Annotated in this window: 19 protein-coding genes and 1 tRNA gene; 12 read left to right on the top strand and 8 right to left on the bottom strand. The window is 57.1% G+C overall.

What is annotated here, in order from left to right:
• Positions 1–5: 5 nt before the first annotated feature.
• From thrS to KGB27_RS05015, 9 genes are all read left to right on the top strand, one after another.
• Positions 6–1,928 (top strand): threonine--tRNA ligase, encoded by a 1,923-nt coding sequence (gene thrS / locus KGB27_RS04975; RefSeq protein WP_008023971.1) that lies wholly within the window; start codon positions 6–8, stop codon positions 1,926–1,928.
• Positions 1,928–2,479: a translation initiation factor IF-3 gene (gene infC / locus KGB27_RS04980; RefSeq protein ID WP_172435341.1), complete on the top strand. Its 552-nt coding sequence runs from the start codon at positions 1,928–1,930 to the stop codon at positions 2,477–2,479. The genes thrS and infC overlap by 1 nt, the downstream gene beginning before the upstream one ends.
• 60 nt (positions 2,480–2,539) lie before the next feature.
• Positions 2,540–2,734, top strand: coding sequence for a 50S ribosomal protein L35 (rpmI, locus tag KGB27_RS04985; RefSeq protein WP_002553160.1), 195 nt, complete (start codon positions 2,540–2,542; stop codon positions 2,732–2,734).
• Between the two features lie 28 nt (positions 2,735–2,762).
• Complete coding sequence (gene rplT, locus KGB27_RS04990; protein ID WP_007905879.1) at positions 2,763–3,119, top strand: 50S ribosomal protein L20; 357 nt, start codon at positions 2,763–2,765, stop codon at positions 3,117–3,119.
• Positions 3,120–3,228: 109 nt separating this feature from the next.
• Complete coding sequence (gene pheS, locus KGB27_RS04995) at positions 3,229–4,245, top strand: phenylalanine--tRNA ligase subunit alpha (RefSeq protein ID WP_007905876.1); 1,017 nt, start codon at positions 3,229–3,231, stop codon at positions 4,243–4,245.
• 26 nt (positions 4,246–4,271) lie between these two features.
• Positions 4,272–6,653 (top strand): phenylalanine--tRNA ligase subunit beta, encoded by a 2,382-nt coding sequence (gene pheT, locus KGB27_RS05000; RefSeq protein ID WP_008023968.1) that lies wholly within the window; start codon positions 4,272–4,274, stop codon positions 6,651–6,653.
• 3 nt (positions 6,654–6,656) lie between these two features.
• Entirely contained in the window at positions 6,657–6,959 is a 303-nt protein-coding gene (gene ihfA, locus KGB27_RS05005) for an integration host factor subunit alpha (RefSeq protein WP_002553164.1), read from the top strand.
• Positions 6,940–7,296 carry a MerR family transcriptional regulator gene (locus KGB27_RS05010; protein WP_003179985.1) on the top strand — a complete coding sequence of 119 codons (357 nt, stop codon included), beginning with the start codon at positions 6,940–6,942 and terminating at the stop codon, positions 7,294–7,296. The genes ihfA and KGB27_RS05010 overlap by 20 nt, the downstream gene beginning before the upstream one ends.
• Positions 7,297–7,385: 89 nt before the next feature.
• A tRNA-Pro gene (locus KGB27_RS05015) sits at positions 7,386–7,462 on the top strand.
• Between the two features lie 89 nt (positions 7,463–7,551).
• On the opposite strand, the gene KGB27_RS05020 is transcribed toward KGB27_RS05015, so the two are convergent.
• From KGB27_RS05020 to KGB27_RS05040, 5 genes are read right to left on the bottom strand one after another with little or no spacing between them, the layout of a single operon-like run.
• A complete protein-coding gene (locus KGB27_RS05020) occupies positions 7,552–8,664 on the bottom strand; it encodes a phage integrase Arm DNA-binding domain-containing protein (protein WP_223553474.1) in 1,113 nt (370 codons plus the stop codon).
• The gene (locus KGB27_RS05025; RefSeq protein WP_059404374.1) at positions 8,664–8,876 is read right to left on the bottom strand and encodes a hypothetical protein; all 213 of its coding nucleotides are present in this window, start codon (positions 8,874–8,876) and stop codon (positions 8,664–8,666) included. The genes KGB27_RS05020 and KGB27_RS05025 overlap by 1 nt, the downstream gene beginning before the upstream one ends.
• Positions 8,877–8,912: 36 nt before the next feature.
• Positions 8,913–9,224: a hypothetical protein gene (locus KGB27_RS05030; RefSeq protein ID WP_223553365.1), complete on the bottom strand. Its 312-nt coding sequence runs from the start codon at positions 9,222–9,224 to the stop codon at positions 8,913–8,915.
• A 50-nt stretch (positions 9,225–9,274) separates the two neighbouring features.
• Positions 9,275–9,700, bottom strand: coding sequence for a hypothetical protein (locus tag KGB27_RS05035; protein WP_223553366.1), 426 nt, complete (start codon positions 9,698–9,700; stop codon positions 9,275–9,277).
• Positions 9,701–9,749: 49 nt separating this feature from the next.
• Positions 9,750–9,938 (bottom strand): hypothetical protein, encoded by a 189-nt coding sequence (locus KGB27_RS05040; protein ID WP_223553367.1) that lies wholly within the window; start codon positions 9,936–9,938, stop codon positions 9,750–9,752.
• Positions 9,939–10,120: 182 nt separating this feature from the next.
• Here KGB27_RS05040 and KGB27_RS05045 point away from each other — a divergent pair, with 182 nt between their 5' ends.
• Positions 10,121–10,324, top strand: coding sequence for a hypothetical protein (locus KGB27_RS05045; RefSeq protein WP_223553368.1), 204 nt, complete (start codon positions 10,121–10,123; stop codon positions 10,322–10,324).
• Positions 10,325–10,496: 172 nt separating this feature from the next.
• A complete protein-coding gene (locus KGB27_RS05050; RefSeq protein WP_223538738.1) occupies positions 10,497–10,793 on the top strand; it encodes a hypothetical protein in 297 nt (98 codons plus the stop codon).
• Between the two features lie 43 nt (positions 10,794–10,836).
• Here the strand turns inward: KGB27_RS05050 and KGB27_RS05055 are convergent, their stop codons facing one another.
• Positions 10,837–11,130 (bottom strand): hypothetical protein, encoded by a 294-nt coding sequence (locus tag KGB27_RS05055; protein ID WP_223553370.1) that lies wholly within the window; start codon positions 11,128–11,130, stop codon positions 10,837–10,839.
• Positions 11,127–11,717: a hypothetical protein gene (locus KGB27_RS05060; protein WP_223553373.1), complete on the bottom strand. Its 591-nt coding sequence runs from the start codon at positions 11,715–11,717 to the stop codon at positions 11,127–11,129. The genes KGB27_RS05055 and KGB27_RS05060 overlap by 4 nt, the downstream gene beginning before the upstream one ends.
• Positions 11,718–12,233: 516 nt before the next feature.
• Between KGB27_RS05060 and KGB27_RS05065 the strand changes: the two genes are divergently transcribed.
• Positions 12,234–12,473, top strand: coding sequence for a hypothetical protein (locus tag KGB27_RS05065; RefSeq protein WP_223553375.1), 240 nt, complete (start codon positions 12,234–12,236; stop codon positions 12,471–12,473).
• A 30-nt stretch (positions 12,474–12,503) separates the two neighbouring features.
• Here KGB27_RS05065 and KGB27_RS05070 read toward each other — a convergent pair whose 3' ends face one another.
• Complete coding sequence (locus KGB27_RS05070; protein WP_223553377.1) at positions 12,504–13,145, bottom strand: hypothetical protein; 642 nt, start codon at positions 13,143–13,145, stop codon at positions 12,504–12,506.
• Positions 13,146–13,169: the final 24 nt, after the last annotated feature.

Below are 13,169 nucleotides of genomic sequence, written 5' to 3' on the forward strand. Positions count from 1 at the left end.
GCGCCATGCCAACTATTACTCTTCCCGACGGCAGTCAACGTTCATTCGATCACCCGGTTTCCGTAGCCGAGGTCGCCGCATCCATTGGTGCAGGTCTGGCCAAGGCCACCGTGGCCGGCAAGGTCGATGGCAAGCTGGTCGACGCCAGCGACATCATCAGCGCCGACGCTACGCTGCAAATCATTACGCCAAAGGATGAAGAGGGGCTGGAGATCATTCGCCACTCTTGCGCCCACCTGGTTGGCCATGCGGTCAAGCAGCTGTATCCGACCGCCAAAATGGTCATCGGCCCGGTCATCGACGAAGGCTTCTATTACGACATCGCCTTCGAGCGTCCTTTTACACCGGACGACCTGGCCGCCATCGAACAGCGCATGCAACAGCTGATCGAAAAAGATTACGACGTGATCAAGAAAGTCACTCCGCGCGCCGAAGTGATCGAAGTGTTCAAGGCCCGTGGCGAAGACTACAAGCTGCGCCTGGTCGAGGACATGCCGAACGAACAGGCCATGGGCCTGTACTATCACGAAGAATACGTCGACATGTGCCGCGGTCCGCACGTGCCGAACACCCGCTTCCTGAAATCCTTCAAGCTGACCAAGTTGTCCGGCGCCTACTGGCGTGGCGATGCCAAAAACGAGCAATTGCAGCGCGTCTACGGCACCGCATGGGCGGACAAGAAGCAGCTGGCGGCTTACATCCAGCGCATCGAAGAAGCTGAAAAGCGCGATCACCGCAAGATCGGCAAGCGCCTGGGCCTGTTCCACACCCAGGAAGAGTCGCCGGGCATGGTGTTCTGGCACCCGAACGGCTGGACGCTGTATCAGGTACTCGAGCAGTACATGCGCAAGGTTCAGCGCGACAACGGCTACCTGGAGATCAAGACTCCACAAGTCGTTGACCGCAGCCTGTGGGAGAAATCCGGGCACTGGGCCAACTACGCCGACAACATGTTCACCACTCAGTCGGAAAACCGCGACTACGCCATCAAGCCAATGAACTGCCCTTGCCACGTGCAAGTGTTCAACCAGGGCCTGAAAAGCTACCGCGAGTTGCCGATGCGCCTGGCCGAGTTCGGTGCCTGCCACCGTAACGAGCCATCGGGTGCGCTGCACGGCATCATGCGTGTGCGTGCGTTCACTCAGGACGACGCCCATATCTTCTGCACCGAAGAGCAGATGCAGGCCGAATCCGCTGCGTTCATCAAGCTGACCATGGACGTCTACGCCGACTTCGGCTTCAAAGATGTCGAGATGAAGCTGTCCACTCGTCCGGAAAAACGCGTCGGTTCCGACGAACTGTGGGACCGCGCCGAAGCCGCATTGGCTGCAGCCCTTGATAGCGCTGGCCTGCCGTACGATCTGCAGCCGGGCGAGGGTGCGTTCTACGGTCCGAAGATCGAGTTCTCGCTGAAAGATTGCCTTGGTCGCGTCTGGCAGTGTGGTACCCTGCAGCTCGATTTTAACCTGCCTGTCCGTCTGGGAGCCGAATACGTCTCCGAAGACAACAGTCGCAAGCATCCGGTGATGTTGCACCGGGCGATCCTCGGATCCTTCGAACGTTTCGTCGGAATCCTGATCGAGCACTACGAGGGTGCATTCCCTGCGTGGCTGGCTCCGACCCAGGCAGTGATCATGAACATCACTGACAAACAGGCCGATTTTGCCGCCGAGGTTGAAAAAACTCTCAACGAAAGCGGATTTCGTGCCAAGTCTGACTTGAGAAATGAAAAGATCGGCTTTAAAATCCGCGAGCATACTTTGCTCAAGGTTCCCTATCTCTTGGTTATCGGAGATCGGGAAGTCGAGATGCAGACTGTCGCTGTGCGTACTCGTGAAGGTGCTGACCTGGGCTCGATGCCCGTCGCCCAGTTCGCTGAGTTTCTCGCGCAAGCGGTTTCCCGGCGTGGTCGCCCAGATTCGGAGTAATTATTATTAAGCGTGAAATGAGACAAGATAAACGAGCTGCACCGAAAGCCCCGATCAACGAGAATATCTCGGCACGCGAGGTTCGGTTAATTGGGGCTGAAGGTGAACAGCTTGGGATTGTGTCAATTGAAGACGCGCTTCTTAAGGCTGAAGAGGCCAAGCTGGATTTGGTGGAGATTTCCGCCGATGCAGTACCCCCTGTTTGCAAACTGATGGACTACGGCAAATCGATCTTCGAGAAGAAGAAGCAGATTGCCGCGGCCAAGAAAAACCAGAAGCAGATTCAGGTTAAAGAAATCAAGTTTCGTCCAGGGACGGAGGAAGGGGATTACCAGGTAAAACTGCGCAACCTGGTACGTTTCCTGAGTGATGGGGACAGGGCCAAGGTATCCTTGCGATTCCGCGGCCGTGAGATGGCCCACCAGGAGCTGGGGATGGAACTCCTCAAGCGAGTTGAAGGTGACTTGCTCGAGTACGGTTCGGTCGAACAGCATCCTAAGATGGAAGGACGCCAGCTGATCATGGTCATCGCCCCGAAAAAGAAGAAGTAATCAACAGGGCACGGCAGGCCTTCTGATTATGTTTATCAACTGAATGCGGAGTATCCGAACATGCCAAAAATGAAAACGAAAAGTGGTGCTGCTAAGCGGTTTCTGAAAACTGCTAACGGTATCAAGCACAAGCACGCTTTCAAGAGCCACATCCTGACTAAAATGTCGACCAAGCGTAAGCGTCAACTGCGCGGTAGCAGCTTGCTGCATCCGTCTGACGTGGCAAAAGTCGAGCGCATGCTGCGCCTTCGTTAATTTTAGTCAAGAATAGAGGAAGTAACTCATGGCTCGTGTAAAGCGTGGCGTCATTGCCCGTAAACGTCACAAAAAAATTCTGAAACTTGCTAAAGGCTACTACGGCGCTCGCTCGCGCGTATTCCGTGTTGCCAAGCAAGCGGTAATCAAGGCAGGCCAATACGCCTACCGTGACCGTCGTCAGAAAAAACGTCAGTTCCGCGCTCTGTGGATCGCTCGTATCAACGCTGGTGCACGTATCAACGGTCTGTCCTACAGCCGTTTCATCGCCGGCCTGAAAAAAGCGTCCATCGAGATCGACCGTAAGGTTCTGGCTGATCTGGCAGTGAACGAAAAAGCGGCGTTTGCTGCGATTGTCGAGAAAGCTAAAGCCACCTTGGCTTAAGTACCCCCGACAGTCACCCGGCCTCACCTCTGTGGGGCCAGGTGTTAAACGTCATAAATAGGGGAAGAGCCTTCAAGCTCTTCCCCTATTTTGTATCTGGAGTCTGTACATGGAAAACCTGGATGCGCTCGTCTCTCAAGCACTAGAGGCTGTGCAAAGCGCTGAAGATATCAATGCCCTGGAGCAAATCCGGGTTCACTACCTTGGCAAAAAGGGTGAATTGACTCAGGTGATGAAGACCCTGGGGAATTTGCCGGCAGAAGAGCGTCCGCAAGTCGGCGCCCTGATCAACGTTGCCAAGGAGCGTGTCACAGAGGTTCTCAATGCCCGCAAGGCACTGTTTGAAGAGGCCGACCTGGCCGCCAAACTGTCTGCCGAGTCCATTGACGTGACCCTGCCTGGCCGTGGCCAGACCTCGGGTGGTCTGCATCCGGTTACTCGCACTCTGGAACGTATCGAACAGTTCTTCACCCACATTGGCTACGGCATCGCCGAAGGTCCTGAGGTCGAAGACGATTACCACAACTTCGAAGCGCTCAACATCCCAGGCCATCACCCGGCCCGGTCGATGCATGACACCTTCTATTTCAATGCCAACATGTTGTTGCGCACCCATACCTCGCCGGTACAGGTCCGCACCATGGAATCGAAACAGCCACCGATCCGCATCGTCTGCCCAGGCCGTGTGTATCGTAGCGACTCCGATATCACCCACTCGCCGATGTTCCACCAGGTCGAAGGCCTGCTGGTCGATCGCGATATCAACTTCGCCGACCTGAAAGGGACCATCGAAGAATTCCTGCGCGTGTTCTTCGAAAAAGAACTGGCCGTGCGTTTCCGTCCTTCGTACTTCCCGTTCACCGAGCCATCCGCTGAAGTCGACATGGAATGCGTGATGTGCAGCGGCAAAGGCTGCCGTGTCTGCAAACAGACTGGCTGGCTGGAAGTGATGGGCTGCGGCATGGTTCACCCGAACGTGCTGCGCATGTCCGGGATCGACCCGGAAGAGTTTTCGGGCTTTGCCTTCGGCATGGGCGTTGAGCGTCTGGCCATGCTGCGTTACGGCGTGAACGACTTGCGTCTGTTCTTCGACAACGACTTGCGGTTCCTCGCGCAATTTCGCTAGTCGTAACGAATTCTTAGGAGAGCAGGATGAAATTCAGTGAACAATGGCTGCGTGGCTGGGTTAGCCCGCAGGTAAGTCGCGACGAGCTGGTTGCCCGTCTGTCGATGGCCGGTCTTGAGGTCGATAGCGTTACGCCGGCCGCCGGTGAATTCAGCGGTGTGGTGGTGGGCGAGGTGCTGAGCACCGAGCAGCACCCGGACGCTGACAAGTTGCGTGTTTGCCAGGTCAGCAATGGCTCGGAGACTTTTCAGGTCGTGTGCGGTGCGCCAAACGTGCGTCCGGGCCTGAAGATTCCGTTCGCCATGATCGGTGCCGAACTGCCGGGCGACTTCAAAATCAAGAAAGCCAAGCTGCGTGGCGTTGAGTCCAACGGCATGCTGTGCTCGCAAGCCGAGCTGCAAGTGGGCGAAGGCAACGATGGCCTGATGGAATTGCCGGTCGATGCACCGGTCGGTCAGGACATTCGTGAATACCTGAACCTGGACGACGCCAGCATCGAGGTCGACCTGACCCCGAACCGCGGCGACTGCCTGTCCCTGGCCGGTCTGGCCCGTGAAGTCGGCGCGCTGTACGCCGCTGAAGTCACCCGCCCGGTCGTGGCGACCGTTCCAGCCGTGCACGATGAAGTGCGTTCGGTTGAAGTGCTGGCACCAGCCGCTTGCCCGCGTTACCTGGGGCGAGTGATCCGCAACGTCGACCTGTCCAAGCCTACGCCGCTGTGGATGGTCGAGCGCCTGCGTCGCGCCGATGTGCGCAGCATTGATGCGGCCGTCGACATCACTAACTACGTGATGCTGGAACTGGGTCAGCCGCTGCACGCGTTCGATCTCGCCGAAATCAATGGCGGCATCCGCGTACGTATGGCCGAAGAGGGCGAGAAGCTGGTGCTGCTCGACGGTCAGGAAGTCAGCCTGCGTAGCGATACGCTGGTGATCGCCGACCACACTCGCGCCCTGGCAATCGCCGGCGTAATGGGCGGCGAGCACAGCGGCGTCAACACCGCGACCACTCGTGACATTTTCCTTGAAAGTGCGTTCTTCGATCAGATCGCCGTGGCTGGCAAGGCTCGTTCCTACGGCCTGCACACCGACGCCTCGCACCGCTACGAGCGTGGCGTGGACTGGCAACTGGCCCGTGAAGCCATGGAGCGCGCCACTGGCCTGCTGCTGGACATCACTGGCGGCGAAGCCGGCCCGATCATCGAGACCGTCAGCGAACAGCACCTGCCTTCGATTGCGCCGGTTACTCTGCGTGCGCAACGCATCACTCAGATGCTGGGTATGGAAATGGATTCGGCCGAAGTCGAGCGTCTGCTCAGCGGCCTGGGTCTGAAGATTTCTGCCGATGGGGCAGGGCAGTGGCGCGTTGAAGTGCCAAGCCACCGCTTCGACATCAGCCTCGAAGTCGACCTGATCGAAGAGCTGGCCCGTCTGTACGGTTACAACCGTCTGCCGGTTCGCTATCCGCAAGCCCGTCTGGCGCCGCAAGCCAAGGCTGAAGCGCGTAGCGATCTGCCTGAACTGCGTCGCCTGCTGGTGGCTCGCGGTTATCAGGAAGCGATCACCTACAGCTTCATCGATCCGAAACAATTCGAGTTGTTTAATCCGGGTGTCGAGCCGCTGTTGCTGGCTAACCCGATTTCCAACGACATGGCGGCCATGCGCTCGTCCTTGTGGCCTGGTCTGGTCAAGGCGCTTCAGCACAACCTGAACCGTCAACAGGATCGCGTGCGTCTGTTCGAAAGCGGTCTGCGTTTTGTCGGTCAGCTGGAAGGCTTGAAGCAAGAGCCGATGCTGGCAGGTGTCGTTTGCGGTACTCGTCTTCCGGAAGGCTGGGCGCAAGGCCGCGACGTCGTGGATTTCTTCGACGTGAAAGCTGACGTGGAAGCGGTTCTGGGCTTCGCCGGTGCACTGGATTCGTTCACGTTCGTGCCGGGCAAACACCCAGCGTTGCACCCGGGTCAAACCGCACGCATCGAGCGCGAAGGCCGTTTGGTAGGTTTCGTTGGCGCAATCCACCCTGAATTGTCGAAAACCCTCGGTCTCGACCGTCCGGTCTTCGTTTTCGAGCTGGTTCTGGCCGAAGTGGCGTTGGGTAAAATGCCTAAATTCCAGGAGTTGTCGCGCTTTCCTGAAGTGCGTCGTGACCTTGCGCTGATCGCCGAAAAAGACGTCGCAGCCAGCGCTGTACTGGACGTAATCCGTGAAAATGCAGGGGAATGGCTGACGGACCTCAGGCTATTTGACGTGTATCAGGGTAAAGGCATTGATCCTGATAGAAAAAGCCTTGCAGTCGGCTTGACCTGGCAGCATCCATCGCGCACTCTTAATGACGATGAGGTGAATACCACGACGCAAAACATCCTCACCTCGCTCGAACAAAGGTTGAACGCCACGTTAAGGAAGTGACGTATGGGGGCTCTGACGAAAGCTGAAATGGCGGAACGTCTGTATGAAGAGCTGGGCCTGAATAAACGGGAGGCCAAGGAATTGGTCGAACTGTTTTTTGAAGAAATCAGGCACGCTCTTGAAGACAACGAACAAGTCAAATTGTCCGGTTTCGGCAATTTCGACCTTCGGGACAAACGCCAGCGGCCTGGCCGCAATCCGAAAACGGGTGAAGAAATCCCGATCACGGCTCGCCGTGTGGTCACCTTTCGTCCAGGGCAGAAGTTGAAGGCCCGAGTTGAGGCTTATGCTGGAACCAAGTCATAACGACGAGCTACCCGTCATCCCAGGCAAACGCTACTTCACCATTGGTGAAGTCAGCGAGCTGTGTGCGGTAAAACCGCACGTGCTGCGCTATTGGGAGCAGGAGTTTCCTCAACTCAACCCCGTCAAACGGCGCGGAAACCGCCGGTATTATCAGCGACAAGACGTGCTGATGATCCGGCAGATCCGCGCGCTTCTTTACGATCAAGGGTTCACCATCGGCGGCGCACGCTTGCGTTTGTCCGGCGATGAAGCCAAAGACGACACCACTCAATACAAACAGATGATTCGGCAGATGATTGCCGAATTGGAAGATGTGCTGGTGGTCCTCAAGAAATAAATTCATGCGTTTGAATACTTCCAGTTTTCAAAAGCTTGCGATATATTCTTGAGCGTTCTTCGAGATGAAGGACGAGTTTCACGCCTAGTCGGGGCGTAGCGCAGTCCGGTAGCGCACTAGCATGGGGTGCTAGGGGTCGAGTGTTCGAATCACTCCGTCCCGACCATATTTCCTGAGTAAAATCAGACACTTAAGCCGATCAGATAGATCGGCTTTTTTGTGCCTGCGCAAAACCCGCGCAAAACTGGCGCAAAACTACCCGGTGATTTCGCTGATATTCAGGTCCGGAATTGCCTCAGCCCAGACGATTTCCTCGTGGTCTCGCTGGTAGTTTCTGGTCATGCCCTCGCTCGCATGACCTGCGATTTTCTGCCCATCCTTTCCGGCTTTCTTGTACAGGTGGAGCGACAACGCTCGAACCTCGTGGAAGCCCGGCATCTCTTCTTCCTTCCATCCCTTGTAGCATTCCGCCGCGTCTCGGGCGTCCTTGAATGCTCGAGTCAAATACCTCTCTTCAACCTTCGTCCAGTGGTCCTTTGTCTGCGCCTGCTTCTGTTTGAGGCGATCCGGTTTGCGGTGGACAAGGTACGGCGAGACAACATCGTCACGGCACCGACTGATGACTGCCTGGAGTTCCGGTGTCACTCGAAATCGAATCCATGCCGCGTCACTGGCCTTGGCCGTTTTCTTCTGCACCACGTACAAATGGCCCTCTCGGACGCCGTCGAACCGCATGTCGAGGATGTCTGTCCGGCGCTGCGCGGTGATCAGGGCCAAGTCGATCGCGTTCTGCAGCCAGACTGGCGACTTCTCCCTGATGGCCTTCAGCCCCTCGACGGTGTGACGCTTGCGCAGTTTCTTCTCGATCCGATTGATCGTGCTCGCCGCCGGGTTGTCCGGGCACAGCCCTTTGGAAGCGGCGTGGTTGAATATGTCTGTCAGCAGCGCACGGCACTGGTTCGCCGTCCGCGGCGTAAGCGCATCCAGCATTTCGGCGACCATGCGAATCGTGATCTGGTCGACGGTCTTGCCTTCGAACTGCTTGCGGAAACGCCTGAAGTGCACCGCGTATAAGCCGAGGGTGCCCTTTGCCAATTCCCGCGGCGGCAGAACGTCGCGTTCGTAGGTGTCGAGGAAGCCGGAAAACGAATCGATGGGTTGGTTCATAACCGCGCCGACAAGGTCAGCTCCGCGCATAAACTCCAGATTTAACTGCTTCGCGGCGTCGATTGCCTTGATGCGATCGGCGCCGAACTGAAACCATTTCCCATCTGTTGGCCGACGGTAGCGGTAGGTCGAGCGCCGCGCATCGAAGTACAGGTTCTGCGGGAGGTTCTTATTCGCCTTGTTCCGCGGCCGAGGGACCATCATGCAGCTCCTTTCAATACCATCGCCACCAGGTCGTTACCGTCCGAGCGGGTGAATGCGGTCCAGTCAACGTACCAGAGTTTCCCGATCTGCTCCCCAGGCACCGCGCCGTTTCGGATGTGGTTTCGGATCGCTTGCGGGCACTGCGGAGTGCCGTTCTCGCCCCAGCGCCGGCGCTGGAACTCACTGATTTTGATCAGTTCTCGTTTCATTGGGTGCTCCATGCCGCGCGCGGCGGCAGAAGGTGGTTATTTGGGGGCTACGTGTGTTTCGATGCTGAATACAGGGGCTGGCGTGCCGTCACCAGAGTCGGCCACGACGTGGAAGGCAAGCTCGCCCTTGCCGTCGTCTACCCAGGTGAAGAACTCAGGTAGTTTTGGCTCGGCGGACTCGCGAGGCAGGCCGAGTTCTTCGGCGCAAGCCGCGAAAAGGTCACGGGATGCGGCAGCCTGGCTGAGTAAAACGCCAAGCTCCTCCATGCAGTCGCGGATTCGATCTGTCGGCACCTTGTCGAAAATGTCTTTGATGGTCGCGAGCTGGTAACTGATTGGTTCAGGCATGCGGATTCCTCGCCCGCCGTTCACCGGCAGGCTGGTAGGTGGAAGAGGGGTTAGATCTGTTCGGCGGGTGGTGGCGGTGACTCTTGCCACTCGATGACGTCGGCGCCGAAGTCCTTGCTGGTGAAATCGATAGCGCCGAATTGCCAGTGGCAGGTGAAAGGCGCGGGGGCTGGTCCTCGCTCGCATCGAGCCAGAACCGTTCCGCAGGAAAGGCGAAGGTCTATCGTCTGGTGGACGGGGTCTTCATCAGGCTCAGCGTCTTGCCAATTGCCTGCCAGCCTCTCTACGGCCTTGACCACGTCCACGATTTCAAACTCCCGGCCTTTTGGTCCGACAGTGCAGCGAATCCGATGGATCGCCGTTTGCCATCGATCCTTGCGGACAACTGCACCGTCTTCCCGGAACTCGTAGTCCTCGGGCTTTTGGCCCCTGAACTCTGGCTTTCTGAAATCCTGCTCGGTTACCGGTCTGTTCATCACCGTGGCCCCTTGTAGCAGTACACGTAGGCGAACCAGGCGAGGGCGATCATGGCGTCACCTTGATGTCGACATCGTCGTGAATCCACTCGATGTCCAGCAGGTCGTCGTCATCGATCTGCGCCCCGCGCAAGTCATCGCTGACCACCAACTCGGCAACCTCGTCGTCATCCATGTCCTCAATCACCTTTCGAAAATTCACGACCGCCTTACCGGTCAGCACGACTGTTCTTTTCATTGGGCAATACCTGTCCTTTGCCGCTATAGCGGCTGACTTTGAAGGGGGAGGATGTTTACCGGCGGTCCGGTAATTCGGAATTACTAAGTCGGTAGGCAATCCACCAACTGAGGCGCAGCAGTTTCTCGACTGTGGACATCGTTCGAGAGACGAACACTTCAACCTGTCTCGGGAGAATTTCTATGAGTCGGCGGGAAGAGTTTTTAGAGAGGGCGATAGAGCTTCATCATGAGTTCATAGAAGCGACATCTGGCATGCAGGCGATGATGCGCGAGAATAAGGCGGTGGGCCCGGCGTGGGACGCTGCTGTAGCGCGCCAAATAGCATCCCTTGATGCCTGGATGGAATTACCCCACAAGTTTGAGGATCTCAGAGCAGATGACTAATTTCTGGAATCTCCGGGCAGCACCTGTCCCTTGCCGCTATAGGGGCTGATTTTGGAAGGAGGAGAGAGTTTCAATAATTAGAATTTATTGGCCTGAGTCATGGTCATGTTTCATTCTTTTGCACTGAACTATGGTTGTGCCTTATTTGTTCGCTGGCAGGAGGGACAACAAGATGCGTATCAGAGGCAGCGCCTTTTGGGCATGGGCAGATCCAACGCTTTACACCCGGACACATAGTGAAGAGCTCGACGATGGAACTCACTTTGACGTTCAAGTGAGGCTGTCTACTGCAGGCACTACTCAGTTGTTTATCGGGGTGTATGCCGCAACAGGCATGGCGCTCTATGAAGAAGCCGTTAACTGCCGACCTAGTGAGTCGATGACGCGTGCCTTGGCCTGGGGCGTTGGAAAAGCGCGCCGACTTGCTGAGCAGGAGCTGCGCCAACTGCCGATGCGATCGCAGGCGTGATTGCCAAATTCCGAGATGGAGTACAGATGTACTCCTGTTGAGCTCAGGCGGAGGCCTGTTCATGCTCCAGCTCGGAGGTGATGGACAGCATTTCGGCAAACAGCTTTTGCTGCTTCAAGTTTCGCTCTTCATAGATGGCTTGCAGGCTGCGATTCAAAGCGGCCAGCGCCGAATGGCGCGAAGTGTGAACCTGGCTTTCATGGAGCATGTAGGTCCGGCCTGGGCCTTGGTAGCACTTCGGCCAGGGCCGGTTACTCAGGCCGGCCCGCTGGTGCAACTTGATTTCCTCAACTCGTCGCATCCGGACGTTGATCATCCAGAGCTCGGCGCCGCTCATGGCTTCGCCTCGGGTGCTGCGTCGACTGCTGCGTGCGTTGCATTCCACTGTTCGAATGCTTCCTGCGTAGTGGTGGCTGTAATCTCTTCGCCGCAGGTGTAACAGTGGGCGACTCCACCGGACGCACCGACATCGCGATGACCTTGCTTGCAGGGGTTCATATGCCAGTCATCATCCCGCTCGGGTTCCGACACGGTGGCTTCAACCACCAATGTCTTCCCGCAGGAGTGGCAGAAGTGCATGCCGTTCTCTTCCGGACCGTCATCATGGAATGACCAGGTCACACCGCAGCCGCTATGCCAGATGCCGCTGTCGTCTTCCCGACTCCACTCGCAGGTGCCAGCGCGGTCATCAATCTGTTGATCCGCTGCATTCAGGCGCTGCTGTAGGGCTTGTTCGCGAGCTTTGACCTCCTCGAAGTGCTGCGCCAGCGTGCACGCGAAGTCGCCGGCCAGCCGCTCATTAATGTACTGACGGTAGTCGTGACGCTTGAGCACAGTCTTGAACAGGTTGTCGATGTAACCGCGTCCGCCATCTGGCGTGTTCAAGTCAAAGCCTGGATCAGCCGGTTTGTTTTCTGTGGGCATGGAGGGTCCTTGGCCGGTGTTCGGCTACAGTGAGTTGGTCATCGAAATGGAGATCGGACATGCAATGCTTAATTTGCCAAGCTGCTTCTAAAATTGTTCACACGACAGGATGCTGGTCCGAGGTCAAATGCTCGGCCGGATGTGGACACTTTAGGGTCTCAGCAAACCTTGTTGCGAAGATGAAGTTCAAAAACGAATTCTTTGACGTTGAACGAACGAGGCAATGGCTCGGGATTGCTCGGCAGGAAGGCTCCGGACCGTTGATATCGACTTACGACTACAACGTTTCTTTATTGCATCGTGTCACTAAAGAGCGATCTGATTACTTGCCGAGTCGTTCTGGTAAATCAGTAACGCCGGAATAGATGGGTTTCCTACTTCGCCCCGCTGAAGTGCCAATTACATCGTAGCGATGGTTCGGCGCCACATGGGGTGCCCTATGCCGGGTCATGCCCGGGCGGTGGAGGAGGTGTAGGTGTCAGCTACAGTTGAGTGAAAAGCTAAAAGGAGAACTTCATGACTTGCTTGATTTGCGCCGAGCCTGCGGTGGCGATTGATGCTGATGAAGATTACCTGGAGAGAACCTGCCCGAAGTGCGGTCACTATCGAATCACCGGTGCGGCGCTTGTGTTGATGAAAGCGCACAGTTGGCGCTTCGACGTGGAACTGACTCGGAAGTGGATCGCGGAGCATCAGGGTACTGGAGCGATTCCAATCATTGATTCACACCAGGCAGCTCGTCTGATTGACGTTTAAGCGGCGACCGGCCGCTGAGGTAGATGCGCTTCATGCTGCTACCTGCTGCTGTTCCTGGCGCAGCGCTGCCTGGACGGCCTCGACAACTCGGCGCAGGTACGTGAATTTGTGGTTCTCTTCGACTGCCTTGCCGTCGAGCGGGTAATGCCATTCATCGCCGAACAAATCGGTCAGCAGTGCGCTTTGATGCCAGCATTCGCTTGAGCTCTCGATGCTGCGCAGCACGTCAATGTCATGCCAAAGCTCGCGGGCTTCATCTTTGCTCAGCTCGCCCAGTTCCCAATCATGGCGCCCGGTCTGTTGCCGGCGGCGCTGGACGATGCACTTCTTGGCCAGCGCGTGGAGGGCGTTGCCGCTGAATACGGTGGGGCTGATCCCGCGATCCAGGCAATTGAGGATGTAGTGCCAGTCGCAGTCGGCGACGAACTCCGCGACGGTGCGCGGGCCCATCCCACCCCAGTAGGCGTTCCAGCTGTTGTCCCAGCAGTTGATCGTGATCTTGCCCTGGGCTGTCTGGTAGCCAGGGTCCGCTTCGGTCGGGCAGTCGCGTCGGCCGAAGTCCTCGAGGAACGCGGTGATCGCGTCAAGCCGCGGCGCGCCGGTGATCACCAGCTTCGTGACTGTCGAACGCTCAACCTTCATTGGCTCGGCGATTTTGTTTTCTGTGGGCATGGGGCGTCCTATGCCGGGTCATGC

Origin of the sequence: Pseudomonas sp. BF-R-01 (assembly GCF_019946615.1) — a bacterium.
Classification (GTDB): Bacteria; Pseudomonadota; Gammaproteobacteria; order Pseudomonadales; family Pseudomonadaceae; genus Aquipseudomonas; species Aquipseudomonas migulae.

Coding starts and splice junctions, on each gene's coding strand:
- thrS (WP_008023971.1), top strand. CDS start 6: ATGCCAACTATTACTCTTCCCGACGGCAGTCAACGTTCATTCGATCAC.
- pheS (WP_007905876.1), top strand. CDS start 3,229: ATGGAAAACCTGGATGCGCTCGTCTCTCAAGCACTAGAGGCTGTGCAA.
- KGB27_RS05010 (WP_003179985.1), top strand. CDS start 6,940: ATGCTGGAACCAAGTCATAACGACGAGCTACCCGTCATCCCAGGCAAA.
- KGB27_RS05070 (WP_223553377.1), bottom strand. CDS start 13,145: ATGCCCACAGAAAACAAAATCGCCGAGCCAATGAAGGTTGAGCGTTCG.
- KGB27_RS05030 (WP_223553365.1), bottom strand. CDS start 9,224: ATGCCTGAACCAATCAGTTACCAGCTCGCGACCATCAAAGACATTTTC.
- rplT (WP_007905879.1), top strand. CDS start 2,763: ATGGCTCGTGTAAAGCGTGGCGTCATTGCCCGTAAACGTCACAAAAAA.
- KGB27_RS05055 (WP_223553370.1), bottom strand. CDS start 11,130: ATGAGCGGCGCCGAGCTCTGGATGATCAACGTCCGGATGCGACGAGTT.
- KGB27_RS05025 (WP_059404374.1), bottom strand. CDS start 8,876: ATGAAACGAGAACTGATCAAAATCAGTGAGTTCCAGCGCCGGCGCTGG.
- rpmI (WP_002553160.1), top strand. CDS start 2,540: ATGCCAAAAATGAAAACGAAAAGTGGTGCTGCTAAGCGGTTTCTGAAA.
- KGB27_RS05065 (WP_223553375.1), top strand. CDS start 12,234: ATGACTTGCTTGATTTGCGCCGAGCCTGCGGTGGCGATTGATGCTGAT.
- KGB27_RS05040 (WP_223553367.1), bottom strand. CDS start 9,938: ATGAAAAGAACAGTCGTGCTGACCGGTAAGGCGGTCGTGAATTTTCGA.
- KGB27_RS05020 (WP_223553474.1), bottom strand. CDS start 8,664: ATGGTCCCTCGGCCGCGGAACAAGGCGAATAAGAACCTCCCGCAGAAC.
- ihfA (WP_002553164.1), top strand. CDS start 6,657: ATGGGGGCTCTGACGAAAGCTGAAATGGCGGAACGTCTGTATGAAGAG.
- KGB27_RS05035 (WP_223553366.1), bottom strand. CDS start 9,700: ATGAACAGACCGGTAACCGAGCAGGATTTCAGAAAGCCAGAGTTCAGG.
- pheT (WP_008023968.1), top strand. CDS start 4,272: ATGAAATTCAGTGAACAATGGCTGCGTGGCTGGGTTAGCCCGCAGGTA.
- KGB27_RS05060 (WP_223553373.1), bottom strand. CDS start 11,717: ATGCCCACAGAAAACAAACCGGCTGATCCAGGCTTTGACTTGAACACG.
- KGB27_RS05045 (WP_223553368.1), top strand. CDS start 10,121: ATGAGTCGGCGGGAAGAGTTTTTAGAGAGGGCGATAGAGCTTCATCAT.
- KGB27_RS05050 (WP_223538738.1), top strand. CDS start 10,497: ATGCGTATCAGAGGCAGCGCCTTTTGGGCATGGGCAGATCCAACGCTT.